Origin of the sequence: Saccharopolyspora dendranthemae (assembly GCF_007829955.1) — a bacterium.
Classification (GTDB): Bacteria; Actinomycetota; Actinomycetes; order Mycobacteriales; family Pseudonocardiaceae; genus Saccharopolyspora; species Saccharopolyspora dendranthemae.
Genome location: NZ_VIWX01000001.1, coordinates 270,369 through 296,111, shown reverse-complemented (window position 1 = coordinate 296,111; position 25,743 = coordinate 270,369). Strand labels below are relative to the sequence as shown.

The 25,743-nt window shown below is 67.6% G+C and carries 25 protein-coding genes and 1 pseudogene; 18 read left to right on the top strand and 8 right to left on the bottom strand.

The features are described from left to right. Positions 1-20: 20 nt before the first annotated feature. Entirely contained in the window at positions 21-1,304 is a 1,284-nt protein-coding gene (locus FHU35_RS01355; RefSeq protein ID WP_145735865.1) for a cation:proton antiporter domain-containing protein, read from the bottom strand. A 514-nt stretch (positions 1,305-1,818) separates the two neighbouring features. Beyond that, a complete protein-coding gene (locus FHU35_RS01350; protein ID WP_145735863.1) occupies positions 1,819-3,147 on the bottom strand; it encodes a cytochrome P450 in 1,329 nt (442 codons plus the stop codon). Positions 3,148-3,289: 142 nt separating this feature from the next. On the opposite strand from FHU35_RS01350, the gene FHU35_RS29795 reads away from it, so the two are divergent. From FHU35_RS29795 to FHU35_RS30365, 4 genes and pseudogenes are all read left to right on the top strand, one after another. Next, positions 3,290-3,484, top strand: coding sequence for a recombinase family protein (locus FHU35_RS29795; RefSeq protein WP_246110007.1), 195 nt, complete (start codon positions 3,290-3,292; stop codon positions 3,482-3,484). Next, the gene (locus FHU35_RS29790; protein WP_246110006.1) at positions 3,481-3,696 is read left to right on the top strand and encodes a recombinase family protein; all 216 of its coding nucleotides are present in this window, start codon (positions 3,481-3,483) and stop codon (positions 3,694-3,696) included. The genes FHU35_RS29795 and FHU35_RS29790 overlap by 4 nt, the downstream gene beginning before the upstream one ends. A 160-nt stretch (positions 3,697-3,856) precedes the next feature. Next, positions 3,857-4,153, top strand: a complete 297-nt coding sequence (locus FHU35_RS29125; protein ID WP_186459348.1) for a hypothetical protein — start codon at positions 3,857-3,859, stop codon at positions 4,151-4,153. A gap of 304 nt (positions 4,154-4,457) precedes the next feature. Further along, positions 4,458-4,610, top strand: a pseudogene (locus tag FHU35_RS30365) (nuclear transport factor 2 family protein); the annotation flags it as partial. A gap of 143 nt (positions 4,611-4,753) precedes the next feature. Here FHU35_RS30365 and FHU35_RS29785 read toward each other — a convergent pair. Beyond that, positions 4,754-5,191 carry an MFS transporter gene (locus FHU35_RS29785; protein ID WP_246110005.1) on the bottom strand — a complete coding sequence of 146 codons (438 nt, stop codon included), beginning with the start codon at positions 5,189-5,191 and terminating at the stop codon, positions 4,754-4,756. Between the two features lie 111 nt (positions 5,192-5,302). On the opposite strand from FHU35_RS29785, the gene FHU35_RS01330 reads away from it, so the two are divergent. Continuing rightward, positions 5,303-6,151: a helix-turn-helix domain-containing protein gene (locus tag FHU35_RS01330; RefSeq protein WP_145735859.1), complete on the top strand. Its 849-nt coding sequence runs from the start codon at positions 5,303-5,305 to the stop codon at positions 6,149-6,151. Here FHU35_RS01330 and FHU35_RS01325 read toward each other — a convergent pair. Beyond that, positions 6,115-6,387, bottom strand: a complete 273-nt coding sequence (locus FHU35_RS01325; protein WP_145735856.1) for an oxidoreductase C-terminal domain-containing protein — start codon at positions 6,385-6,387, stop codon at positions 6,115-6,117. The genes FHU35_RS01330 and FHU35_RS01325 overlap by 37 nt on opposite strands. 690 nt (positions 6,388-7,077) lie before the next feature. Between FHU35_RS01325 and FHU35_RS01320 the strand changes: the two genes are divergently transcribed. From FHU35_RS01320 to FHU35_RS01310, 3 genes are read left to right on the top strand one after another with little or no spacing between them, the layout of a single operon-like run. Then, entirely contained in the window at positions 7,078-7,851 is a 774-nt protein-coding gene (locus FHU35_RS01320; RefSeq protein WP_186459210.1) for an SDR family NAD(P)-dependent oxidoreductase, read from the top strand. After that, entirely contained in the window at positions 7,851-8,471 is a 621-nt protein-coding gene (locus tag FHU35_RS01315; RefSeq protein WP_145735853.1) for a UbiX family flavin prenyltransferase, read from the top strand. Before FHU35_RS01320 ends, FHU35_RS01315 begins: the two co-directional genes overlap by 1 nt. Before the next feature lie 7 nt (positions 8,472-8,478). After that, complete coding sequence (locus tag FHU35_RS01310; RefSeq protein WP_145735851.1) at positions 8,479-9,369, top strand: LysR family transcriptional regulator; 891 nt, start codon at positions 8,479-8,481, stop codon at positions 9,367-9,369. Here the strand turns inward: FHU35_RS01310 and FHU35_RS01305 are convergent. After that, entirely contained in the window at positions 9,366-9,917 is a 552-nt protein-coding gene (locus FHU35_RS01305; protein WP_246110004.1) for a PadR family transcriptional regulator, read from the bottom strand. The genes FHU35_RS01310 and FHU35_RS01305 overlap by 4 nt on opposite strands. Positions 9,918-10,023: 106 nt before the next feature. Between FHU35_RS01305 and FHU35_RS01300 the strand changes: the two genes are divergently transcribed. The 9 genes from FHU35_RS01300 (at position 10,024) to FHU35_RS01260 (ending at position 22,620) form a co-directional block, all read left to right on the top strand. After that, entirely contained in the window at positions 10,024-11,592 is a 1,569-nt protein-coding gene (locus tag FHU35_RS01300) for a class I adenylate-forming enzyme family protein (protein WP_145735849.1), read from the top strand. 8 nt (positions 11,593-11,600) lie between these two features. Beyond that, positions 11,601-14,045, top strand: coding sequence for a xanthine dehydrogenase family protein molybdopterin-binding subunit (locus FHU35_RS01295; protein ID WP_145735847.1), 2,445 nt, complete (start codon positions 11,601-11,603; stop codon positions 14,043-14,045). A gap of 4 nt (positions 14,046-14,049) precedes the next feature. After that, positions 14,050-14,829, top strand: coding sequence for an enoyl-CoA hydratase/isomerase family protein (locus FHU35_RS01290; protein WP_145735845.1), 780 nt, complete (start codon positions 14,050-14,052; stop codon positions 14,827-14,829). 8 nt (positions 14,830-14,837) lie between these two features. Next, a complete protein-coding gene (locus tag FHU35_RS01285; protein WP_145735843.1) occupies positions 14,838-15,725 on the top strand; it encodes an FAD binding domain-containing protein in 888 nt (295 codons plus the stop codon). Continuing rightward, positions 15,722-16,945, top strand: a complete 1,224-nt coding sequence (locus FHU35_RS01280; RefSeq protein ID WP_145735841.1) for a xanthine dehydrogenase family Fe-S subunit — start codon at positions 15,722-15,724, stop codon at positions 16,943-16,945. The genes FHU35_RS01285 and FHU35_RS01280 overlap by 4 nt, the downstream gene beginning before the upstream one ends. Continuing rightward, entirely contained in the window at positions 16,945-18,330 is a 1,386-nt protein-coding gene (locus tag FHU35_RS01275) for an aldehyde dehydrogenase family protein (protein WP_145735839.1), read from the top strand. The genes FHU35_RS01280 and FHU35_RS01275 overlap by 1 nt, the downstream gene beginning before the upstream one ends. A 127-nt stretch (positions 18,331-18,457) precedes the next feature. Continuing rightward, positions 18,458-19,840, top strand: a complete 1,383-nt coding sequence (locus FHU35_RS01270) for a sodium:solute symporter family protein (protein WP_222429255.1) — start codon at positions 18,458-18,460, stop codon at positions 19,838-19,840. Next, the gene (locus tag FHU35_RS01265; RefSeq protein ID WP_145735835.1) at positions 19,837-21,222 is read left to right on the top strand and encodes a UbiD family decarboxylase; all 1,386 of its coding nucleotides are present in this window, start codon (positions 19,837-19,839) and stop codon (positions 21,220-21,222) included. The genes FHU35_RS01270 and FHU35_RS01265 overlap by 4 nt, the downstream gene beginning before the upstream one ends. Positions 21,223-21,279: 57 nt before the next feature. After that, positions 21,280-22,620 (top strand): MFS transporter, encoded by a 1,341-nt coding sequence (locus FHU35_RS01260; RefSeq protein ID WP_145735833.1) that lies wholly within the window; start codon positions 21,280-21,282, stop codon positions 22,618-22,620. 9 nt (positions 22,621-22,629) lie between these two features. On the opposite strand, the gene FHU35_RS30360 is transcribed toward FHU35_RS01260, so the two are convergent. After that, a complete protein-coding gene (locus tag FHU35_RS30360) occupies positions 22,630-23,004 on the bottom strand; it encodes an ROK family protein (protein ID WP_425474088.1) in 375 nt (124 codons plus the stop codon). 187 nt (positions 23,005-23,191) lie between these two features. Between FHU35_RS30360 and FHU35_RS01250 the strand changes: the two genes are divergently transcribed. Then, positions 23,192-23,497 (top strand): hypothetical protein, encoded by a 306-nt coding sequence (locus FHU35_RS01250; RefSeq protein WP_145735832.1) that lies wholly within the window; start codon positions 23,192-23,194, stop codon positions 23,495-23,497. 79 nt (positions 23,498-23,576) lie between these two features. Here the strand turns inward: FHU35_RS01250 and FHU35_RS30285 are convergent, their stop codons facing one another. Next, complete coding sequence (locus FHU35_RS30285; RefSeq protein WP_145735830.1) at positions 23,577-24,041, bottom strand: hypothetical protein; 465 nt, start codon at positions 24,039-24,041, stop codon at positions 23,577-23,579. Positions 24,042-24,172: 131 nt separating this feature from the next. Further along, entirely contained in the window at positions 24,173-25,237 is a 1,065-nt protein-coding gene (locus FHU35_RS01240; RefSeq protein WP_186459209.1) for a beta family protein, read from the bottom strand. Positions 25,238-25,743: the final 506 nt, after the last annotated feature.

Here is a 25,743-nt window from a genome sequence, read left to right as displayed (position 1 = left end):
CGCCCAGCTGTGCGCGGTCATCATTTCGGCGCGGTGTGCGCGGGTGCGAAGGTCCTGGCGTGTTCGGGCGTCAGCCGCAGAGCGCTGAGCAGCGGCGATGTCATCGCGGTGGTGCTCAGCGCCATGAGGGTCATCAGCGTGAACAGCTGGCCGTCGATGATGTGCAGTTGGCGTCCGATCTCCAGGATGACGAGTTCGGTGAGACCGCGGGTGTTCATCAGGACGCCGAGCGCCGTGCTGTCGCGCCAGCTCATGCCGGATAGGCGGGCGGGCGCGGCGGCGCCGATCAGCTTGCCCGCGCAGGCGGCGGCGAAGATGAGCAGTGCATCGATGGGCCCCGCTGTGTCAAGTGCGGTGATGTCCACCGACAGCCCCGTGACGATGAAGAAGATCGGTAGCAGCAGGGTGCTGGTGTTGCGGGCCGGTACTTCCACGGAGCGGTGCAGCAGGTCGGTGGGTGATCTCGGCATCACGAGCCCGAACACGAACGCGCCGAAGATCGCGTGTATGCCGAGCAGGGATGTCGTGTAGCCGCTGAGCAGAACTCCCGCACTGACGATGACGAACAGCGGTGCCGACGAATTCCCCGCGGCCGAACGGCGAACGAGCGCCACGAGCATCGGACGGACGATGAAAGTGCACGCCAGCACGAAGAGCACCGATCCGGCGAGCGTGGCGATCAGAGAAGCGGGTCCGGACGCGTGGACGATGAGTACCACCACGGCCAGCAGGGACCAGGCGAGCACGTCGGCGGCCGCCGCGCAGGCCAGGGCCAGTGAACCGAGCGGGCTGGTGTGCATTCCCCTGTCGGACAGAATCCGTGCCAGCACGGGCAACGCCGTGACGGACAGCGCGGTTCCGATGTAGAGCATGAACGCGGTCCGGTCCACCGGTTGTCCTTCCACGGTGGAATGTTGCGGGTAGAGCAGGATCGCCGCGCCGATGCCCAGTCCGAACGGGACCAGCATCGACGAGACCGAGGTGAACGCGATCGTTCGCGCGCGCCTGCGCAGAAGACCGATGTTGAGCTCCCAGCCGGTGAGGAACATGAACAGCATCAGGCCGATCTGGGAGACGGAATGCAAGTACGGTCGGACCTCCTGCGGGAACAGCGTTTCGACGATGTTTCCGGGCAGCAGCCCCAGAACGCTGGGCCCGAGCGCGATCCCGGCGACGATCTCGCCGACGACGGGCGGTTGGCCGAGTTTCATCGTGAGCGGGATGACGATGATGCCGGTCAGCAGGACCAGCGAGATCGCGGCGAGCAGGAGGGTTTCCGGTGGCAGTGCCGCAGGCGCGAGCATGAGGTCCTTCCAGGAAGTCGGGAGTCCTGGCGGCGCCCGGTTCGAAGCGGCCGGAAAACCCGGCGGGCGAGGGTGAACACCCTGTCGGAGTCGGTTTGGATGGTAGCCGTGGTGTGGGAGAGCACCTCGAGGTGCAGCCGTCGCCCGGCTTGTCAGTCCAGGGCGGTGACGATGCTGCTTTTGGCGGTGCGGCCCTGCGGATCCAGCGAGGCGATCCGGTAGACCATCGGGGTGGCGTTGGGCAGCGCGCCGGCTGCGTGAGCGGCACCCGCCGGGCGGTCCCGCGGGCGGCGATCAACTCGGCGCGCTCATCCACCGACAGCGGATGCAGCTCGATCGCTGGAACAGCGAATCTCAGGGACAGAACACGCAACAAGACGGCGGATGCGATGCACCGCGCCGTCTCGTGTCGGAAAGCATCTGTGATTGTGTACCCGCCTCCAAGGATCACGAGGCGGCACCTCCGTGACCGGCGCCGATCACGACCACACTGCGTCGGCGCCCGCTGCCGGACTCACACGAGCTCCAGCCGGACCGGGAGGTTCTTCAGGCCACCGACGAAGTTCGTCTGCACGACCCTCCGCTCGCCGTTGGCCTGGATGGACGTCAGGCGAGGCAGCAGTTCCTCCAGCATGATGCGCAGTTCCATCTTCGCGAGGTGCTGGCCGATGCACATGTGCGGGCCGTAGCCGAATGCGATGTGCTTGTTCGGCCTGCGCCCCATGTTGAAGATCGTCGGGTCCTCGAAGACGTCCTCGTCCCGGTTCGCGGACTGGTACAGCAGCATCAGCCGCTCGCCCTCGGGGATGGTGACACCTCGGATCTCGTAATCCCGCGTAGCGCGACGGGCGAAGTGCTTCGCCGGCGACGCCCACCGCAGACCCTCGTTCACCAGGTCGCCGATGGTCTTCGGATCCTGCTGAGCGCGGGCCAGCTGGTCCGGGTTCTCGATGAGGGCCTCGATGATGCTGGCCAGGGTGCTGGACGCGGTGTCGTGCCCGGCGGTCGAGATGACCACGAACCAGCTCGAGGTGTACGCCTCGGCGAAGAACTCATCGTCCTCGGTCCGCGCGTTGGCAATGACGTTGGCGAGGTCGTCGACGCTGTGCTCGCGGCGCGATTTCACGATGGAGTCGAAGTAGGCGTAGAAGGCCCGCACCGCGTTGGCCCAATGCTCGGCGGCGGCCTCTGGTCTCAGGGCCTCGACGTCATCGCGGACCAGGTCCGGGTCGTCCGCGCCGAAGAACTCCTGAGTCAGTGCCAACATCTTCGGCTCGTCCTCCTCGGGCACCCCGAGAAGGCTCATGATCACGTGCAGCGGGTAGTAGATCGAGAAGTCCTTGACGAAGTCGATCTCGTTGACTCCCGGCTTGAGGAACTTGTCGATCGCGCTGCGAGCAAGCTCCCGGATCGTGACCTCCCACTTCTTGAGGTTGGCGACCCGGAACCAGTCGTTGGTGATGGCCTTGATCGTGGTGTGCTCAGGCGGGTCCAGGTAGGCCAACGTGTCCAGGTTCCGCAGGCTGCCGCCGGTGAGGGTCTTGGTGAACTCGTCGCCCGCCCTGTTTTGGAAGATCGGGTTGTGCGAACCCTTCTGCTCGCCGCCACCGCTGGTGAAGATGTGAGGCTGCCGCTCGATCTCCATGATGTCCGCGTGTTTGCTGACGAGCCAGACCGGGTCGTAGCCCTCGACCTCGACGCGCGACAGCGGGGCGTTCCTGCGCAACCAAGCGTAAGCGGCGAAAAGCTTGTCCTCGTCGCGGTGGCCCTCGGGCAGCACGATCTGCCGGGCGATCTCGTCGGGAACGGTCTGATCGGTGCGGGTGACCGGCGGCTGGGGCATCTTTGATTCCCTCCGATGGTTGTCCTGGCTCGCGGAACCAGGACGTACGTCTTCCCTCCGGAGAACCTAATCCTGCCTGTCCGCGCGGTGGGGGCGAACACATCACACCGGTGGGAGAAACTTCTGCCACTACCGGGACTCCGTGCACACCCGTCGCTCGGATCAGTTCGACGAGCGCAACCCGTCGCACAAGATGTTGATGAACGTGCTGGGCGGCATGAGTGAATCGGAGCGCCAGCACGTGCAGGCCCGGGTACGGGCGGCCATCGACGCTCAGGTTCTCAACGAAGGCCGCCACCAGGGTTCGCCATCGATGAGGATGTCGTCGACGTTGTGAAGCAGATCTTTGCCGAGTACCTCAGTGGCAGGGGAGACCGGGCGATCGCCGACGGGCTGAACCGCGACGGCGTCCCGTGCCCTTCGGCTCGGCGGCCCGAGCAGAACCACGGGATCGAGTTGTGGTTGCCGGAGGCCGGTGGGCCGGTTGATCTGGAGGATCCGGCGCATCCGGCGTTGATGTTGTTGCTGGGGTCGCAGTCCGCGGCGTGAGGTGTTGAAGGCGCGGCATCGGGTGTTGGCGGCGATGCGTGGTCAGGGTGGCCCTGGCAGGACCAGTCTCCGGGCGGCCTCCCGGTGCGGGCGTTCGGCGTGCACGATCAGCACGTCGCGCCCGACGGACTCAACTGGGGGCGGGCGGAAGGAGGGGCCGATGCAACACTTGCTGATGCGCTACCGGGTGAAGCCGGACGAGCTCGAACGCCACTTGGAGCTGTTGAACGAGGTGTTCAAGGAGATCAACGACACGGACCCCGGCAGTCTCGTGTTCATCAGCTACCAGCTGGACGATCCGCATGACTTCGTCGAGCTCGCTGCGGCGCCGGAACTGCCCGGTCCGCTGCCCGGGATGGTGTCTTTCCAGCGCTTCCGTGCGGGGCTGGAGGATCGGTGCGAATCAAGGACGACAGGTTTTCTGCACCCTGTTGGGTCCTACGGGTTCCCGTCCTGAGACGTGCGCCGCGCTGCAGCGAGAAGTCGACGCGGGCCGTCGGCTCCGGAGCCAGCGGCCCGCCGCCCCAGGACTGAACGGCCGATAGCTCAAGACTTCCCACCTGCCCCGCTCGTGCCCGGTGTGCACGAGCGGGGCAGAACTATGCGCAGACCTGGACGCGGACCTGCACCATGCCGTCTAGCTTTCCGATTCTCATCGGAGAGAGGAATGCGTGCCATCGCTAGTAACGGGAAGTGCATTTCGCCCCGCCCGCTGATCTCTGAAACGTTCGGAAGTTGCGTGACGCTTCGGCTCGCACCGCGGTCTGATCGGGATGGCGGAGTTCCACCGGGCTGCGTTGTCGAAGTTCGCCGGCACCCAGCACCGCAACTCCGGTGCTGTCGTCGATGTCGACGGCGACCGAGCCCGGTTGCGGGCGAACGTGGTGTCCACCCAGGTGTTGCGTACTGACCCTCCCGCGCTCCTTACGACTGGGACGTTGGCGGTCGGCCGCGGCGCGTTCCAGCCGGGTGGCGGTTGGAACACCTGTCGTTCCAACTCGTCTGGCGCTCCGGCGAACCGCCTTCACCCGGCCGGTGACCGTGAGCACCCCGAGCATCAGGCCTGCGGGTCCGTCGGCGCTCGGCGCAGGAGGAGCCCGATGGCGGTCGCTGCGAGCGCGAGGACGATGGCGGAGACCACCGAGGCCAGGCGCAGGCCATCGGTGAACGCTCCTTCGGCGTGGCCGAGCAGCTCGGCCGGAAGACCCGACGCCTTGGCGCCGCCGAGAGTGGATTTCGCGGCTTCGGGCAATCCCGGGAGATCGCCCATCTGCGCGCGGTACACCATGGCGGTGAGGCTACCGAGGATGGCGATCCCCAGTGCGATGCCCAGTTCCTGGGTGGTCTCGGTGAGCGCTGAAGCCGCCCCGGTGCGCTCCGGTGGGGTCGCACCGATGACGATGTCCACGCCGGTCGCGAGCATCGGCATGATCCCCCTGAAAACCAGGACGGGACCGGTCACCACGACGACCAGACCGCTTCCCTGACCGATCACGGCGAGTCCTGCCGCGCCCACGGCCAAGCCGGCGGCGAACACCGCACGGCGGGGGAGACCGTGATGTGGATAGTTCTGGTAGGGCCACCCAGCGGATGCGATACTGCGGCCATGACCGAAGGTGAACTGGGGGCGTTCCTTCGCAGTCGACGTGAATCGGTGTCGCCGGAGCGAGTGGGGCTGCCCAGCGGTTCACGACGGCGGACGCCGGGCCTACGCCGGGCTGAACTGGCCACGCTCGCCGGCATCAGCGTCGAGTATCTGACGCGGCTGGAGCAGGGCCGCGACAAGCGTCCGTCCGGCAAGGTGCTCACGGCGCTCGCCGAGGCCTTGAGGCTCAGCGACGAGGAGATCGGATTCCTCAACCAGCTGGCGGTCGCTGGAAGCGGAACCGAGCTTTCCCCGCGTCGGCATCAGGGCTCCCGGGTCGTCACGCGGTCGATGCAGGCGATCCTCCGCCAGCTGGAGCCCGCGCCGTGCTTCGTCGTCAACCACATGGCGGACCTGCTGGCGTGGACTGACGGCTACGACCGTTTGGTGCGCCCGCTCGGGGTGTTCGAAGCGGATGAGCCGAACCTCATCTGGTTCACGCTGACGGACTCACGTGCCCGCACCGCTTACCCGGATTGGGAGCGCGTGGCCGACGAGCACGTCGCAGACCTGCACGAACTGCGGCGCGGCGACCCCGAAGTCGACGCCTTCGTCGAACGGCTGTCGCACACCGCGGGTGAGGAGTTCACACGGCGCTGGGGTAGGCGCCCGGTGGGAGCGAGGCGGACCGGGAACCGCACCCTGGAACATCCGGAGGTCGGAACTCTCACGCTCAGCTTCGAGACAATGCGGCTCGCCGACGATCTGCAGCGACTGATCGTCCTGCTTCCCGGCGACATGGCCACGGAGACGAAGCTGAACCGGCTGAGCGGTTACGAGGCCGGACTGCGCGTGGTCAGCGCGGGTTGATCCTGGCGGACCGATGCGAGGGCATCGGACCACGAGATCCCCTGGCTGATCGCTGACCGCAGGCGAGCCGTCGACCTGCGCCGGTTCACCCCGAGTGCTCCGACGAGCCGGTCCCCCCGGCGGTACAGGCCCAGGAATCCCTTCTCGTCGGAGTCGTCCTCGGACACCACGATCTCGTCCGCATGCGCAACTCCCGCGAACTGGACCCGGCTGTGGGGCTCGCGATCGGTGAACATCTCTCGAGCAACGGGCTGGAAGTCGTGTGCGGTCACGGAAGCTGGGAACTCAAGCCGAGACCACACCACGCGACCGCTGGACCGATGGTGGAGCCTGGTCAGGTCCCGCTAGAACTCGGGTTGAACTCCATCCCCAAGCCCGGTGAGCGCAGATCGGCTTTCAGCGACGGTGATCCCTGATCACGGGTCTAGAAGATCCGTGGGGTAAAAGAGTGTCCGAGGGGAGTTGCGCACTGACCATCCGCCTTCTGTTTTCCGAAACAGGTTGAGGCAGGAGTTTTCGGTGTCCCACCCGTCCCTTCACCAGTCTTCCTGGGACATGGTCCGGGACAGGCTGGGCTTTCCGTGCGAACGGCAAAAATGTCGGATTAGCGCGCGAAGGGACGCCCGCCGTTAGGTGTCCCTTCGCGTCCCCAGACATGGACCGCGGTGGAAGGACCGGGTGCCGGCTGCCGAGGGACACGTGTGCGGTTCCACTCGATGGCTGGAGGTCGGGCAATTTCGGCGCCGTCGAGACGATCAAGGCGGGAAGCGAGTTCACGCGAGATCTCCCATACGCGTTGCCTATGGCCGGAGTAGGGCATCGCTCATTGTCGGCACCCCGGGCGAGCGCTTTGACTCAGTCGATGACAGGGCGTCCGCGAGGCAACAGCGCCTGGCGGGCTCGTGCGGATGGAGAGGGGTGCGGCAATGGGTGCTGACCTGGCCGGAAAGGTTGTTCTGCTCACGGGTGCGACCGGTGATATCGGCATTGCGTACATCATGGCGCTGACCGAGCAGGGAGCGAACGTGGTGGCCACCGACCTGGAGAGCTTCTCCGAAACGGGTCGGGAGATCGCGGACAAGGCCACGGCGCAAGGTGCGGGTCAAGCGGTTTTCGCCGGTTGCGACATCACCTCGGACGAAGACCTGCAGCGTGTCGTGGACGTGGCCGGGGACCGGTTCGGCGGTCTGGACTGCCTGGTCAACAACGCGGCGATCTACCGGACGCTGGGGCCGAAGAGAACGCTCACCGAGCTGACCAACGACGAGTGGGATCTCGTGCTGCGGGTCAACGTTCGCGGCTGCTGGCAGTCGATTCGCGCGGCTGTCCCCGCGATGCGGGAGCGAGGAGGTGGGCGGATCGTCAACATCGCCTCAGTCGTGTCCCGGACCGGGGCGGCCGGTTTCGCGCACTACGTGGCGTCCAAGGCGGCGGTCGAGGGCTTGACCAGGGCTGCGGCGCGTGAGCTGGGACCGGAGGGCATCGCGGTGAACGCCGTCTCGCCCGGCTTGGTTGACGATGCGGCCACTCGCGACATCAACGATGCGAACTACTTGGAACGCATGAAGTCCACGCGTTCCGTGCCGCGTTCCATGGATCCTGAGGACCTGGTCGGCGCGGTGGTGTGGTTGTGCGGGGACGGCAGCGGTTTCGTGACCGGGCAGACGCTCGTGGTCGACGGCGGAGGGGTGTTCGTGTGATGCGGCCCGAGGAGTTCCCCCCTCGCATCGTCGTCGGCATGACCGGTGCTTCCGGTGTGATCTACGGGGTCCGCGCGCTGGAGCTGCTGGCACAACTGGGCGTCGAGACGCACTTGGTGGTCACCCGCGCCGCACGGGCCACTCTGGCGCAGGAGACACCTTGGACGGTCGCGGACGTGCGGGAGCGGGCGTCGGTGACGCACTCGGAGCACGACCTGGGTGCGGCGATCGCGAGCGGCTCGTTTCCGGCCGACGGCATGCTCGTGGCACCGTGCAGCATCAAGACGTTGTCCGCGATCGCCAACAGCTTCGACGACAACCTGCTGGTGCGCGCCGCTGATGTGACCTTGAAGGAGCGTAGGCCCCTCGTGCTGATGTTGCGCGAGACACCGCTGCACCCAGGACACATCCGGCTGATGGCCCAGGCCGCGGAGGCGGGTGCGGTGCTGATGCCGCCCGTGCCGGCGTTCTACACCCAGCCGTCGTCAATCGACGAGATGGTCACCCACACGGTTGCTCGCGCGCTGGACGCCCTGTCGTTGCCGCACCCGCACGCGACCCGGTGGTCCGGAGAGCGGAGCGCGTCGTCGGCTACCGATCGACGGTCCGTTCGCGCATGATGTCGGCATGGAGCTCCACCAACTGCGCTACGTGCTCGCGGTCGCGCGCGCCGGGAGCTTCAGCCGAGCGGCCGAGGACCTCTTCCTGGCTCAGCCGTCGTTGTCGGTGCAGATCCGCAAGCTCGAGAAGGAGCTCGGCGTCGCCCTCTTCGACCGCCTGGGCCGCAGGGTGGTGCTCACCGCGGCCGGTGAGGAGTTCGTCGCGCACGTCCAGCAGGCGTTGGCGCACCTCGACCGGGCGCGGGCGGGCGCCGCCGCAGTGCGCAGCCTGCAAGGTGGGCGAGTGTCGATCGGTGTGTTGCCCAGCGTCGGCGCCGGATTGCTGCCGGGAGTGCTCGCGGATTTCCGCCGCGAGTACCCGGATGTCGAGGTCCGGCTCACCGAGCACAACGTCTCCGCCGAGTTCGAGCGGATGGTGGAGGACGGGCGATTGGACCTCGCGGTGATCAGGGCCCCTTGGGCGCGCCCCGGACTCGCGGGCCGGTCGATCGTGCGCGAACCGATCGTCGCTCTGCTCCCGCCGGAGCATCCGCTGGCCGAGCGGAGCGATATAGCGCTGGTCGAGCTGAAGTCCGAGAAGTTCGTTGCCATGCAACGGGACTACGGACTGCGGGAGCTGCTGGAGCAGATCTGCAACCGGGCCGGGTTCGAGCCGACGGTGACGGTGGAGACCACTCAGCTGTCGGTGCTGCAGGGCATGGTGTCCAGCGGTCTGGGCGTTTCGTTGCTGCCGGAACTCGCCGGTGCCGGCTATCCCGTCACGATTCCGATCGACGATGACGGTGCGGCCCGGGAACTGGGCATCGTTCACCGCGCCCGGACCCCGCTGTCACCGCCTGCCGCTCTGTTCCTGGAACTGCTCGCCGGCGCCGCCGCCGATCGCCCCGCTCGCAGCTAATCCTCGAACTCGCCCCGCTCGGCGCGTTCTGCCAGCGAGGTCCAGAACCGCAAGGCCGCGTGTTCCATCTCCAGGCCGAGGCCGAGCGTGACCATGCGTCGTGAGATGGCTGATTCGTGGCCGAAGCGCTCCTGCATCTGCTCGTACTCGGCGATGCGGTCCTCGTGCTGCTTGATTTGGTCCTGTGCGAGCCGCTTGATGTCCCCGGGGTCGGCGAGCTCGTTGAAGAAGAGCTTGATCTCGGCGATGTCGCGCAGCTCGTAGTGCTGGTCGGTGGGTTCGGCCAGCCACGAGCGAAGAGCGGAGAGGCCGGTGTCGGTGATCGTGTAGGTGCGGCGGCGGCGACCGTCGTCCTCCTCCTCGACCTCGAGCAGTCCCAGCTGTTCGAGCCGCTTGGGCTCCGAGTAGAGCTGGGCGTGCGGGAAGTGCCAGAAGTAGCCCACCGAGTGCCCGATGGCCCGCTTGAGGTCGTACGAGGTCGATGGCCCGCGCATGGCGATCATCCCCAGCACGACGTACGAGGTCGTGGAAAGCCGAACCGTTGACACGCTCCAAACCCTACAGTACGTTTCCGATCGTCTGTTTCAGACGATGTGAAACGGATGATCTGTGTCGGATTTGTTTCGCATCGCTGATGCTGCGAGAGGACTGGGAATGGATCTCGGGACAGTGCTGAGCTGGACCGCCGAGCGGTACCCCGCCAGACGTGCGGTCGGCGGCGAGCTCGCGATGACCTACGCGGAATGGGACGCCCACACCAATCAGCTGGCTCGGGCTTTGGCCGGGCTCGGTGTCGGGCACGGGGACAGGGTCGTGTTCTTACTCGCCGGTGGCGAACCGATGGCCTCGCTGCACCTGGCCGCGCAGAAGCTCGGAGCGGTCTCGGTTCCGCTGTCGTTCCGCTTCGGCCCTGACGAGCTCGCCTACTGCTTGGCCGATGCGGCACCGAAGCTGCTGGTCACCGATCAGTCCACGGTCGAGACGGCGAGCGAGGCGCTGCGACTCACCGAGCCCGTGCCGCACGCGCACGTCGGTGAAGGCGCTCCGGCTGGTGTCGCGGGGCTGCGGGAGCTCGCCGCCGTTCAGACCGAGACCGCGATCGACGTGCAGGTCCGCGATTCCGACACGAGCGTGATGCTCTACACCTCCGGCACGACCGGGAAGCCGAAGGGTGTTCCGCGCACGCACCGGGCGGAGTTCCACGCTGCCGTCGCGCACCTGCACCAGAGCCGGTCGGGTCCGTTCGAGACGACTCTCGGTGTGATGCCCATGTTCCACACGATGGGTCTGCGCACCCTGCTGTCCAGCGTGGTCAGCGCCGGGACGTGGGTCCCGCAGGTCCGCTTCGACGCCGAGGAATCGTTGGAGCTGATCACTCGGGAGCGCGTCTCCGCGCTGTACCTGGTGCCCACGATCTACTGGAGCCTGCTGGGCACGGGCCGGCTGGGGGAGACCGGCGTCCGCAAGCTCGCCTACGCCGGAGCCGCGATGACCCCCGCGTTGGCCGAGGCGCTCGTCGACGCGCTCGAACCCGAGGTGTTCGTCAACCACTTCGGAAGTACCGAGATCTACACCTTCACCATCGGGCCGGACGTCGCCGCCAAACCGGGATGCGCCGGACGCCCCGGCGTGTTCACGCGGGTTCGCCTGGTCGACCCGCACCCGCAGGCGATGCCGGATGCGCTGGTCGGTGCCGGCGAGCAGGGGCAGATCGCGATCTCGATGGAGTCGCCGGAGGCGTTCGCCGGGTACTGGAACCGGCCCGACGCCGACGCGAAGTCCATCCGCGGAGGCTGGTACTTCCCGGGCGATCTCGCCGTCGCGGACGATGACGGCGACCTGTGGGTGTCCGGACGCGTCGACGACATGATCAATTCCGGTGGCGAGAACATCTATCCCGACGAGATCGAGGACGCGCTGATCCGCTGCCCCGAGATCGCCGACGTCGTGGTCGTCGGGATGCCGGATGACCGTTGGGGACAGGCCGTCACCGCCTTCTTCGTCCCCGCAGCGGAGTTGACCCCGCAAGACGCCGCCGCCGCGCTGAGCGCCTACATCCGTTCCGGCTCCGGGCTTCCGCCGCTCAAGCGGCCGAAGAAGGTGGTCGCGGTCGCAGAAGTCCCCAAGTCGGCGGTGGGCAAGATCCTGCGCCGCGAACTCGCCGGTGGGCGGTTCAACCCGCTGGCAGAGCTGTCTGCCGCTTCGATCGGATCGCGAAAGTGAGCACCTCGATGACCCCTGCACGCACCACGGCACGCATCGAGGACCCGGCCCTGCTGACCGGGCGCGGCCGGTTCCTCGATGACCTCGATCCGCTGCCCGGCACGTTGACCGCGGCGATCGTGCGCAGCCCGCACCCGCACGCCCGCATCCGCGGGGTCGACCTCACCCAGGCTCGCTCGCACCCCGGTGTGGCGGCGGTGATCGGGCCCGACGAGGTCCTCGAAGCGCTGAACCCGTTCCCCCTGTCGCTGAAGACGCCGATGCCGTACTACCCGACGGCGACCGATCGGGCGCGCTTCGTCGGCGAACCGGTGGCGGTCGTGGTCGCGGCCGACCGCTACGCCGCCGAGGACGCCGCCGAGCTGGTCGCGGTGGACTACGAACCGCTGCCGCCGGTGGTCGACGTCGAGACCGCGGTGCGCCCTGAGGCGCCGCGACTTCACGAGGACGCCGATGGCAACGTCGCCACCGACCGCACGTTCCACTTCGGTCCCGTGGACGAGCTCTTCGCCGCAGCCGATCACGTCGTCACCGGTGAGTACCGGTTTCCGCGCTATTCGTCGACACCGATGGAGTGCTACTCGGTGATCGCCGAGTGGCAGGACGAAGTGGACGGTCCGGCGATCGCGGCCTGGGCGAACTTCCACGGTCCGTTCTCCATGGTCCCGGTGATCGCGGGAGCGCTGGGCGTCCCGACCTCGCGCGTGCGGCTGATGATCCCTGCCGACAACGGCGGCAGCTTCGGCATCAAGGCCGGGATCTACCCCTACGTGGTGCTGATGGCGCTGGCCAGCAAGCACGCCGGACGGCCCGTGCGCTGGACCGAGGACCGCAGCGAACACCTGCTGGCCAGTTCAGCCGGCTCGGACCGGGCGATGCGCTTCGAAGCGGCGGTCAGCGCCGAGGGCAAGGTCCAGGCACTGCGGGCGGATCTCGTTGACAATGTAGGTGCCTACCTGCGCCCGCCAGAGCCGAGCACGCTCTACCGCTGCTTCGGCAACCTCACCGGCGCCTACGACGTCGAAGCCGTGCAGATCCGCTCGCGCGCGGTGGTGACCAACAAGACGCCGACCGGGCTCAACCGCGGCTTCGGCGGCCAGCAGCTCTACTTCGGGCTGGAACGGCTGATGGACAAGATCGCCGCGACCTGCGGGGTCGACGCCGTCGAGATCCGCCAGCGCAACCTGGTGCGGGCCGACGCGTTCCCGTACCAGACGGCGACCGGCGGCATCTACGACTCGGGTGACTACCCGCAGGCCTTGGAGATGGCGTTGAAGAACGCCGACTACCCGGCTCTTCGGCAGCGCCAGCGGGAGGCGCGGGAGCGCGGCGAGCACTTCGGCATCGGGCTGGCCACCATCGTCGACCCGTCGGCGACCAACATCGGGTACGTGGGACTGGCCACTCCGGCCGAAGAACGCCCACCGGGGCGCGGGAAGTCGGGCTCCACCGAGCACGTTCGGGTCAGCGTCGACGTCAACGGGGTCGTCTCGGTCCTGCTGGGCACCGTCCCGCAAGGCCAGGGACACGCCACGGTCGCGCAGCAGGTCGTGGCCGACAGGCTCGGACTGCCACTCGAGAAGGTCCGGCCGGTGGTGGAGATGGACACGGCCACCACTCCGTGGACGATCAGCTCCGGCAGCTACTCGTCGAGGTTCGCGCCGCTGCTGACCAGCGCGCTGGTCGAGGCCTGCGACCGGCTCGCCCGCACGATGCGGACGGCGGCCGGGTCGATGCTGGCACTGGATCCGGAGGAACTCGAACTCGCCGACGGGCGGATCCGGCACCGCGAGGACCACTCGAGGGCGGTGGAGTTCCGCCACGCCGCGGGCGTGGTGCACTGGGATCCCGGTTCGCTGCCGGACGGCACCTCGGCCCGGTTGTACGAGGAGGCGGCCTTCACGCCGCCGCAGGCCAAGGCCGCCAGCCGCGACGACCAGATCAACTCCAGCCTGTGCTACGGCTTCGTCGCCGAGCTCGTGGTCTGCCGGATCGACCCGCAGACCTACGAGCTCACCCTGGAGCTGGTGTCCACAGTGCACGACGCGGGCACCGTCCTGAACCCGGTGCTGCTGGAGGGACAGGTCCACGGCGCCCTGGCGCACGCCATCGGCGGCGCGATGTACGAGGAGCTGCGCTACTCCGACAACGGCCAGCCCGTCTCCGCGACGTTCATGGACTACTTGTGCCCGACCACCGCGGAGGTCGGCTACGAGTTGCGCAGCGACCACCTGGAAACGCCTTCGCCGCTGACCCGCCTCGGCGCCAAGGGCTGCGGCGAAGGCAGCTGCATGAGCCTGCCCGTGGCCATCGCCAACGCGGTCGCCGACGCACTCGCGCCGTCCGGCGCCGACATCACCACGCTGCCGATCCACGGCGACGTGATCCACCGCCTGCTCACCGCGGCGACAACGAATACCGCGGTGCTCGAAGGAACAGAAGGGGAGAACTGACGACATGGCCCTCACCGGAGGCGAGATCAAGCTGACCCGCGGCCACGACGGCCGGGTCGCGTACCTGACGCTGGACCACGGCAAGTACAACATCATCACCTGGGAGACCCGGCAGGTCATGGCCGACCGGTTCGCCGAGATCGACGCCGACGCCGACATCCAGGTCGTGGTCATCCGAGGCGAAGGCGAGCACTTCTCCTCCGGCGGCGACATCGCCGGCTTCATGGAGGTCGACCCGATCGACTTCACCGACCTCGGCCACAACGTGACCGCGCCCGCCCGCAGCTCCAAGGTCGTGGTCACCGCCGTCGACGGCTACTGCTTCGGCGTCGGGTTCGAACTCGCGCTGTCCTCCGACATCCGCGTGGCGACCGAACGCAGCCAGTTCGCGCTGCCGGAGATGAACCTCGGCATGATCCCGGGATCGGGCGGCACGCAGCGGCTCGCCCGGCTGATCGGGCTCTCCCGCGCCAAGTACCACGTGCTGACGGCGTCGCGGATCAACGCCGACGACGCCAAGGACTGGGGACTTCTCGCCGACCTGGCCGCCGATCGAGCGGAGCTCGACGAGAAGGTCGAGCAGCTGGTGACCAAGATGATCGGGTTCTCCCCGCTGGCGGCGCGCACCGCCAAGGAAGTTCTCGACCGCGGCGTCGACGCCCCGCTGTACAGCGGGATCGAGCTGGAGCGCAAGGCCTACGCGATGCTGCGCTCCAGCAAGGACTTCGCCGAAGGCGTGGCCGCGTTCAACGAGAAGCGCGCACCGAAGTTCCAGGGGCGGTGAGGATCTAGATGAAGGCCGCACCTTTCGCGTACGCACGCCCCGCGGCGTTGTCCGACGCCGTCGCCGAACTCGTCGACGCCGACGGAGGCGGCAAGGTCATCGCCGGCGGTCAGTCCCTGGTGCCGGCGCTGGCCATGCGGCTGGCGCGGCCGACCACCCTGGTGGACATCAACGCGGTCACCGGGCTCGACGCGTTGCGGACGGTCGGCGACCGGCTGGAGGTCGGCGCCACCGTCCGGCAGCGTCGAGTGGAGCACGCGCCCGAGTCGGCTCAGGTGCCGCTGCTGCGGCTCGCGCTGCCCTGGGTCGGGCACCGCGAACTGCGCAGTCGCGGCACGGTGTGCGGGAGTTTGGCGCACGCCGACCCGGCTGCCGAGCTCCCGGCCGTCGCCAGCTGCCTGGACGCTGAGCTGACGCTGACGGGTCCCGAAGGCGAACGCGCCGTTCGAGCCCGTGAGTTCTTCGACGGGGCGATGACGACCGCATTGCGCCCGGAGGACGTCCTGGCCGCGGTCTCCTTCCCCGTGGCGAGGTCGCGCGAGGGATTCGGATTCGCGGAGATCGCGCGCAGGCACGGTGACTTCGCGTTGGCCGGGGTGGCAGCGCGCGTCCGCGTCGACGACGCCGGCGGCGTGTCCGCCGCGACCTTGACTGCGTTCGGCGTCTCCGACCGGCCCGTCACCCGTGACCTGACCAGCCTGGTCCGCACGACCGGGGGAGACCAAACCGAACTGGCCGATGCGCTCGACGACGTGGTGCGCGAGGTCGTCGACACCGACGGCGACGTGCATGCCTCAAACGGCTACCGGCGGCGCCTCCTGCGCGCGCTGGCGGCCCGGGAAACGGCCAAGGCGCACCGCCGCGCGGTGCGCGGCACAGCGGAGGTGGAATCATGACGAGCACTGAAGAACCCGTGCGAGAGGGCCTTCGACCGGTCCGCGCAGAAGCCGGCGAGACCGTCGAGGTGAGGTTCACCGTCAACGGCACGCCTGCGGTGCTGAACGTCCCCGCCCGCGTCACGCTGGCGGACGCGCTGCGGGACCACCTGGGGCTGACCGGGACCCACGTCGGCTGCGAGCACGGGGTCTGCGGGATGTGCACCGTGCTGGTCGACGGCGAAGCCGCCCGCGCGTGCCTGCTGTTCGCCTGCCAGCTCGACGGAGCCGAGGTCGTCACCGTCGAAGGGCTCGGGCGCCCGGACGACCTGCACCCGCTGCAGGAGTCCTTCGGCCGGAACCACGCCCTGCAATGCGGTTTCTGCACCCCGGGCTTCCTGCTCAGCTCCTACGACCTGCTCAGCAACAAGCCCGAGGTCACCGACGAGGAGCTCCCCGCGGAGCTGTCCGGCGTGATCTGCCGCTGCACCGGATACCGGAACATCCTGACCGCCGTCTCCCAAACCCGCGCCGAGCACCCGGAAGGAATCCCGGGACCGGGCAACTGCGCTCGGCGGGCGCTGGTCGGCCGTTCCGGCGGTCAGTCGGCGACGGTCGTCGAGGAGCGCGCGGAACCTTCGGGCGAACCTGACCGGAACGTGGAGATCGTGCTCCCCGAGGGAGACCCGACGATCGCTGTGCAAGTCGACACCGCCTTGGACGTGCCGTTCGACGAGGTGTGGCGCGTTCTCGATGACGTGCACGTGCTGGCGCGATGCCTCCCCGGGGCGGAGCTCACCGAGGAACTCGGCGAGCAGCTCTACGCCGGACGCGCACGGATCGCGGTCGGCCCCATCAAGCTCTCGTTCCACGGGATCGCCCGGGTGCTCGAGCAGGACCGGGAAACCGGGACGATCCGCGTGCTCGCGCAGGGGCAGGACACCGGAGGAGCGCAAACCCAGGCCGACATCACGCTGCGGGCGCACGCCACCGCAGCGGGGACGGAACTCCGCGCCGACGCGGCCGTGTACCTGACCGGGCGAATCGCCCAGTTCGGCCGAGCGCTGGCCGGTGACATCAGCCGACGCATGTTCGAGCAGTTCGCCGACTCGGTTCACCAGGCCGCCACCACCGGAGAAGCACCGCAACAGTCCCACGCCGCACCGAGCGCGTTCCGGATGATGTTCGGCACCTTGCTGGACCGGATCAAGCGAATCGGCCGTTCCCGAGGTGGGAAGTGATGAGAACACCGCTCCAGCCGGTCAACCCGGCGACCCTCGAACCTCTGGAAATCGCCGAACAAGCCGCGGACGCCGAGATCGACGAAGCGGTGTCGGAAGCGACGCGCGCCATGCGCACCGGGTGGCCGCGAGATCACCGGCTCCGGGCACAGTCCCTGAACGCCTGGGCGGACCTGCTCAGCGACCACAGCTCGGAACTCGCCGACGACCTGGTGCGAGAAACCGGAAAACCCATCGGTGAGGCACGCAAGGAGATCGCGGGCGCGATCGACTCCCTCCGGTTCAACGCCGGACTCGCCAGGCTACCGCTGGGCCGTGCCGCCGGCCTGCCCGACGGGAGCGAAGCGCACCTGGTGCGCGAACCGGTCGGCCCGACGGTGTTCATCACCCCGTGGAACTGGCCCGTGCTGCTGTTGCTGCGCGATCTGGCTCCGGCGTTCGCCGCCGGAGTGACGGCGCTCGTCAAGCCCGCCCCGCAGACCACGCACATCACCCGACGCGTGATCGCGCTCGGCCACCGGGCCGGAGTACCACCGGAGGTGCTCCACGTGCTCCCCGGCGACGCCGAGGTGGGCGCTGCGCTCGTAGCGCACCCCGACACCAGAGCCGTCGCGATCACCGGCTCGACAGAGGCCGGGCAAGCGGTCATGCGCGCCGCTGCCGCCACCATGACCAGGCCGCTGCTGGAGCTGGGCGGCAAGGCCTCGATGCTCGTGCTTGAAGACGCCGACCTGGAAGCCGCGGTGGAGGCGGCCGCCCGTGCCGCCGTGATCACGAGCGGACAGATGTGCATGGCGTGCACCAGAATCCTCGTGCACGCGCACCACGCGACGGACGCCGAGAAGCTGCTCCGCGAACGACTGGCCGCCTTGAACCCGGGAGATCCGAGGGACGAGAGCACCGATCTCGGTCCGTTGATATCCGAAGCCTCGGTGAACAAGGTCCTCACCGCCGTCGACCGTGCGCGTGAGGACGGTCGCGTCTTAGTCGGAGGACAGCAGGTGCACCCCGACGGCCTGCCAGGCCACTTCCTCACCCCGGCCCTCGTGTCCGAACTGGATCCGCGATCACCCGTGGTGCAGGAGGACATCTTCGGTCCGCTGCTGTCGCTGGAGGTCTTCGACTCCGACGAGACGGCGATCGAGTTGGCCAACGCCACGCCCTTCGGGCTCGCCGCAGCGGTGTGGACGCGTGATCTCACGCGCGGTTTCGCCGTGGCCCGCGAGCTGCAGTCCGGAACCGTGTGGCTGAACGGGTACAACCACTCCTACGCCGAGATGCCCTCCGGCGGCGTGCGGATGTCCGGGATGGGCCGCACCCGCGGCGTCGAGGGCGTCGAGCAGTTCACCGAACTCAAGCACGTGCACTTCCCGGTCGGGCTATAACCCGAGCCAATAGGAGCTATGCGCAACAGGTTCTGGCTGGTCCTCTCGCACCGGCCTAACTTCGCTCGTAGTTTCTCTGGCCGCAACGGAGCGGCGTTGGAGGGTTCCCTTGCAATCAGGTTGGTTAGTGGTACTCATCGTCGCGGGCTACATCGCGTTGCTCGCCCTGATCAGCTTCCTGGCCGGGCGGTCGACACGGACCGCGTCAGGATTCACCGGCGGCGGCAAGAGCTTTCCCGCCGTCCTCATCGGATTCCTGCTCGCGTCCGAGTTCATCGGCACGAGCGCGAGCATCGGGACCGCGCAGGAGGCTTACGATTCCGGTATCTCGGCCGCGTGGAACATCGTCTCGCTGGGAATCGGGTTCGTGCTCTTCGCCTTCCTGCTGGCGCGCAAGTTCAGCGAGCTGGGGGAGAACACGATCTCCGGTGCCCTCGACCGTTACTACGGGAGGAGGGTGCGCACCGCGACGTCGATGATCATGGTCTGTTCCTTGCTGATCGTCGCCGTCTCGGTCTACGCCAGCGGTGGTGCGATCCTGAGCGGACTCCTCGGCATCGACCACGACCTGGCCGTCGTCCTGGTCGGTGTGCTCGCCACGTTCTACGTGGTGGTGGGCGGCATGCGATCGGTCGTCTACACCAACGTCGTGCACGCGATCGTGAAGATGGCCGGGGTGGTCATCCTCGCGATCGTCGGCTCTCAGCGCGCAGGAGGCGTGGACGGGCTGCGAGCAGCGCTGCCGCCGACGATGTTCTCCTGGCACGGGGTGGGTTTCGGGCAGATCTTCGCGTGGCTGATCGCCGGTGTCGGTGCCATCTTCGCGACCCAGTACGTCGTGCAGGCGATCACCACCGCCGGCAACGCTCACCGCGCGCAGCGAGCCGGGTTCTACTCGGCGCTGATCCTGGTTCCCTACGGTCTGCTCGCCGCGTTCATCGGTATGTGCAGCGCCGTTGTCTACCCGCACATCAAAAGCATCCAGGCCATGCCCGCGTTCGCCGTGGACATCGACCCGGTTCTAGCCGGGATTGTCGTCGCAGGGCTCGCCGGCGCGATGTTCGGAACCATCGCGGCCCTCGTCATCGGCGCTTCCACGCTGCTGCTCAAGGACTTCTACCAACCGCACTTCAACGCCGCTGGGGACGACCGCCGCGACGTGCTGTTCCTCCGGGCGGCCACGGTGGTGACCGGTTTGGTTCCGATCGCGCTGGCGCTGTTCGCCACCGATGTGCTCACCGTGACCTTCCTGGCGAAATCGCTGCGCGCGGCACTGGCGGTGCTGGTGCTGCTGATGTTCTACGCGCCCCGTTACGGCACGAGGGCCGGTGCGTTCTGGGCCGTCGTGCTCGCGCTGCCGACCACCATCGGCTGGTTCCTGCTCGGTGACCCCTTCGGCATCGACAACGCCTACATCGCGGTCGCCACACCCTTGCTGGTGATGACCTGCACCCACCTCACATCGGGCCGGTCGAAGACCGTCCCTGCGGTCACCGGGGAGAAGACATGACGAACAACGCCCTGCCCGTCGGCGCTGATCTGCGCGGCTGGCTGGACCACTTGCAGGCGACCGGACGCCTGTCCGCGGCCAGGCCGGGAGCGGACCTGCGATTCGAGCTGCCCGGTATCGCCAGCCGGCTCGACGGCGACCGCGCGGTGCTCTTCGGGAAGCCCGGCGGGAAAGACATCACCGTCGTGTCCGGGCTGCTGTCGCGCCGCGAATGGATGGCAGAAGCGCTCGGGGTCGCCGAGACCGAACTCATCGACCGCTTCCAGCAGGCGTGCCAGGACCCCGTTCCGTGGACCGAGGTCGAGCACGCCCCCTGCCAGGAGGAGGTGATCCGAGAGGTCGACCTCGGCTCGTTGCCCGTTCCCACGCACAACGAGCACGACCACGGCCCGTACATCACCGCGGGCCTGCTCATCGCCCGCAATCCGGCGACCGGGTCCCAGAACGTGTCCATCCACCGCCTGCAGGTCAGCGGGCCGGACCGGCTCGGGGTCCTCCTGCTGCCCAGGCACACGGCAGCGTTCTTCGGGCAGGCCGAAGCGGCGGGAACCGACCTGGAGGTGGCGATCGCCATCGGCGTCGATCCGCTCACCTTGATGTCCTCGCAAGCGGCTGTACCGATCGACCACGACGAACTGGAGATAGCCGGGGCGCTGCGCGGCAGCCCGCTGCCGGTGACCAAGGCGGTCACCAACGAGGTCCGGGTTCCCGCCGACGCGGAGATCGTCCTGGAAGGCAGGCTGCTCGCCGATGTCCGGGAGCCGGAGGGGCCTTTCGGCGAGTTCCCCCAGTACTACGGTCCTCGTGCCGACCGCCACGTGGTGCGCGTCGACGCGATGACGCATCGCCGAGACCCGATCTACCACACCGTCGTCGGCGGTGGATTGGAACACCTGCTGCTGGGATGCATTCCGCGTGAAGGCTCCTTCCTGGCGCACCTGAGGCAGAACTTCCAGTGCGTGCGGGCCGTGCACCTGCCGCGCGGCGGTGTGTGCCGCTACCACCTCCACGTGCAGGTCAGCGATCCCGAACCCGGCGAGGTGAAGAACCTCATCCTCGCAGCGCTCGGAGCGCACTACGACATCAAGCACGTGACGGTGGTCGACTCCGATGTGGACGTCTTCGACCCCAACGAGGTCGAGTGGGCCGTCGCCACCCGATTCCAGGCTGACCGCGATCTGGTGCTCGTCGGTGGCGCGCAGGGCTCACGACTCGATCCGTCCACAACGGACGGTGTGGGAGCGAAGATGGGTCTCGACGCGACAATTCCGCTCGTCGACGACGAAGACCGGTTCACCAGGATCCGCGTTCCTGGAGCCGAAGACATCGACCTGGAGCGTGCGGTGGCCCCCGCGCCGGCGGACTGGCAGTCCGCACGCTGACCCGCACGAACGCCCTTCCGCAACACCACACCAACAGACCTCGATGAGGAGGTGGACATGTCCACGACGAACACCGGACTGTCCAGAAGAGCCACGCTGTACGCGAGTTTCGCCTCGGTAGCAGGATGGGCGTTCGACCTGTTCGATCTGTTCATCCTGCTCTACGTCGCCAGCACGATCGGCGATCTGATCTTCCCGGTGGCGAGCCCGACCTTGAGCCTCGCCGCGGTCTACGCCTCGTTCGCGGTGAGCGTGTTGCTCCGCCCGGCCGGAGCGGCGATCTTCGGAGCGGTCGCCGACCGCAGCGGACGCAAGCAGACGATGGTCATGGTCCTGGCCGGCGTCGGGTTGTCCACCGCGGCGATGGGTGCCGTGCCGACCTACGCCGCAGCCGGCATCGCCGCACCGCTGCTGTTCCTCGCACTGCGCCTGGTGCAGGGCGTGTTCGTCGGCGGCGTCGTCGCGGCGACGCACACCCTGGGCACGGAGAGCGTCGGGCAGCGCTGGCGAGGCCTGATGTCCGGGCTGATCGGTGGCGGCGGCGCGGGCATCGGTGCGGCCCTGGCCAGCGGCGTCTTCATCCTGGTCAGCGCGCTCTTCCCAGGCGATCAGTTCATCGTCTGGGGGTGGCGCGTCATGTTCTTCTCCGGGCTCATGGCAGCGTTGATCAGCTTCCTCGTGCTCCGCGGGGTCGAGGAATCACCGCTGTGGAAGGCGCAGCAGCAGGCTCCCGGTCCGAAGACGCGCTTCACCGACCTGGCTCGTGGTGGCAGGGGCGGCCTGCTCGTGCTGAACCTGGTGCTGGTCTCCGGTGCCGGTTCGCAGTACTACCTGACCTCCGGTTTCCTCCCGACATTGCTGGGCAAGGTCAGCGGTGTCGCCCAGAGCGCTCAGGGCACGATCCTGCTGGTCTCGAGTCTGGGAGTGATCGTTGCCGCGGTTGCCGCGGGGGAGCTCAGCGAGCACTTCGGGCGCCGACGCACGATGCTGTTGATCGGATCGTTCAACCTCATCGCTCTGCCCTTGCTGGTGTGGCTGATCACGAGCACCGATCCGGCGAGCACCGGGCTGATCATGTTCTACGCGTCGGCCCTGGCCTTCTTCGCCAACGCCGCCTACGCCCCGGTTCTGGTGTTCCTCAACGAACGCTATCCGACGGCGCTGCGAGGGCGGGGCACCGCGATCTGCTGGAACCTCGGCTTCATGATCGGTGGTCTGATGCCGAGCTTCGTCAACCTCGCCAGTCCGGAGCTGGCTGACGTGCCGGGTCGGCTCATGGTGTTCCTCTTCGTCATGGTCCTGGTCTTCATCGTCGCGGGAGCGCTGAGCCCGGAGACCCGTGGCGCCATGAACGCGGAGGAGACCGAGCGACGAGAGGTGCAGCCCGCGGTCGAATGAGAGGCCCGATCATGGCGCGCAAGACGGGCAGTCCCAGAGTTGCTGGGGCTGCCCGTGCTTCTTCCGACGCCGTCCTCGTCCGGGGCGAACTCGAGCGCTGATCTCGGCCAGCCCCGGGTTGTTCGTGGGGCGTGGTGGCGTCGAGCCATCGGGCAAGGCGGACGGGGTGAACAGCTCGTCGTGGACCATGAATGCGGCGCCGGTGAGTCCGGCGCGGTCGTGGAGGGCGGACTGCTCGATGCGGAGTTCCCGGGTGGCCAGAGGGAGGGAGCGTTGGTAGACGTTCTGCCGGATGGTGGCCAGAAGCAGGTCGCCCGCCTTGGCGACGCCGCCGCCGATCACGAACAACGACGGGTTGTAGAAGCTGACCAGGGTCGCCAGCAACGTGCTGATGTGGTGTGCGCGGCGAGCAGCAACCCACCGCCGTGTGATCGCCGCAGGTGGCCGCGTGGACGACGACGAATGTGGGAAGGCTCCGAATGACGAGGCGCCAGCGAATCATCGATGGTCGCGTCAGGCATTTGGACAACGAGATTCGGACTTTCCGAGACAAAATCGACAAGGGTGCGCAATGAACGACGACGAATCCGTGGTGTCGGTTGAGGACCTGCGCCAGGTGATGAACAGAGCCCTGGACAACCTGCAGGCGCAGGTGGGCGAGCGGGTGGAACTCGACAACGACTTCTTCTGGTCCGTGCCGCCGGAGCTCGCCTACGACGTCTACACGCAGCCGCAGCCAGAACAGTTGACCGTCGGCCAGCTCTCGGAGTCCTGGAGCAACCTCGCCCGGCTGAACGAAGCTGCTGGCGAGGTCCCGGCTTACGCGTTGGTTTGGCTGGCCGACGTTCTCAAAGCTCTTGGCCACCAGACCCGGTAGTCGTCCTGTGCGGGTAGTAAAGGAATCCCTGGCATTCCTATCCTTTTTGACGCCCACGCCAGACCGTCGGGCTGACAGGCTAGGCCCGTCGCGCGAGCGAGGGGGTGAAGTCGAGCAGCTGCTGGCAATACCGGCGTACCTGCGCAACAGGAGGGAGCTGGAGCTTCTTCAAGCCCGACGCCCTCACCAGCCCGTCGCCCACGGCGTCGGCCCGGCTCCATTGCTTCAGCTCGACCAGGACGTATGACGATTCGCCCGATTCTGGGTGGCATCCGCACAGAAGTGCGTCCACCCTCTTCGGGCTGTAGGGCAACCTGTGCTCGAGCAACACCTCGACGTGGCTGAGCCCGGCGTCGCGAAGCACTTCGAGCAGCACCGGGAGGCTGTTGCGCCACGCCCCCACTTCGCCGCGGTTCGAACTGAGGTCGTACCGGCCACCGACGGCGGTGGCGACTTCCTCGATTAGCGTTCCCTGCTCGGCTTTGGTGAGCAGCTCGGCTGCGCTCCCACGAACGTGCCGCAAACGATCCCCCAGCAATGTCACTCCAGCGAGTCGGTCGCGAAGTGGATCTTAACGCTGGGTCGTCGAGATCTGGTGCGGGTTGATGGTTACGCACGCGTCGCTGGCTGGGTCCGACATCGAGGCACAGGTGCAGAAGACGCCTCGAGAGCCGTTCACCGGGGCATCGCCTCGCTTGTGTTGGCGAGATACGCGAGGTGATGAGAGGTCCCCAGTGCAACGGGGCGGCTCGTGGCGCCCCACGCCGAGGTGTCGTTGTTGAATGCGGCTGCTATCTCCTCGTCTCCCCATGAGAATTCCGGGCCGGAGAAACGCCCGGAATGGACGAGCTCACGGCAGATCGAGCGAAGCGTGGAAGCGCGCACCGACTCTGTGGCGTCTTCCGGGGTTTGTCCCGTCGGTTCCCGGGAGTACATCCAGCTTTTGTTGCACGAGTACTTGAGACTGACGTGCTTGCTCCGGTATCCCTTGCCCGGAATCGGGTGGACCACCCCGTAGTCGCCGAGCTGGACGTCGACGGCGGTCTCATCGCGCAGCTGCCGCCACAGTTCCTCCTCGACGCGCGGTTCCTCCCACGTGGAGGTCCGGTTGAGCATGCGCGGGATGGAGCCGGCGAGCAGTGTGGTGGAGCGGAACGGTCCAAATTCGGCAACGATCCGCAGAGCCTTGCCAGCGAGCTCCTGGAGTCGCGGGGAGTTCTCTGGAACGTACTGGAGATCGATGATCAGATCGAGCTCGGCGTTGTCAAGCCGCGTTCTTTCGAGCAGTTCAGACAGGCGCGCTCTGGTGAACTCGGCTGGTCTCATGCGGATGGCGCCACCGAGTCCCATCTCCTCGCTCAGATTCCTGCATGCGGACAGCACGTCGGCTTCGACGTCAGAGCGAATCACGGGTTCGAACGGGACCGGGTATGAATCGAGGAGGTCGACAGGCCCGTCCAGTCGGTCCGCCAGCGTGCGCAGGGCGCCAGCGGGTCCGCTGCCGAAGCTCGGCATGTGAGCGACTTCGGTTGCATCGATCATCAGATGGCGCCCGGCCGCGTGGAGGCTCCGTGCGACTTCGTCGACCTTGCCGAGCTGGCTGTGCGGTGAGGAACCCGGTACCAGCTCCAGCAGCGGTTGCACCCGCCGGATCTGCGACGTTCGGTTCCATCTGCGAAGCGCGGTGAGTTCGCCTCGTTTCGCGCGAAGCGCCACCAACGCGCTGAAGTCTTGTGCCACGATCACAGCTCCATCCCGCAGCTGCGCCAGGTTCAACCACGCTGAACACTAGATCTTCTAGCCACAGACGACCATCCGCCGGAGGCCTGAATTGATGGACCGCGAATCGTGTGCGGGGGCGCCGTGGTCGCTGAGCTGAGGCCCTAGTTGTTCTTGGCGGAGACGTGACGAGGCCAAAGAAGAGCTTGGGAGGGTGCGTATCCGAGAGGGATTTGCACCCCACCGGTAACGACGCAGGTCAGGGCGCTCAGGAGTTGAGCGGTTCCCAACATCTGCATCAAAAACCCCAGGTCAGCCGATTGACCTGGGGTTATTCTTGTGTCCGAGGGGGGACTTGAACCCCTTCCAGTGGGAGGAATCCCCGTTCGTGGGATTCATCTCCATGTCCGTCAAGTTAGCACAGCTGTTTTCGCGTTGAGTATGTGTCGGCGCGTGCGGTGCGCGTCCCGTGAGGGTTTGTCGGCGTGTTTCGGCCAGCGTTGGTCGTCCGGTCACGCGGTGTGGCC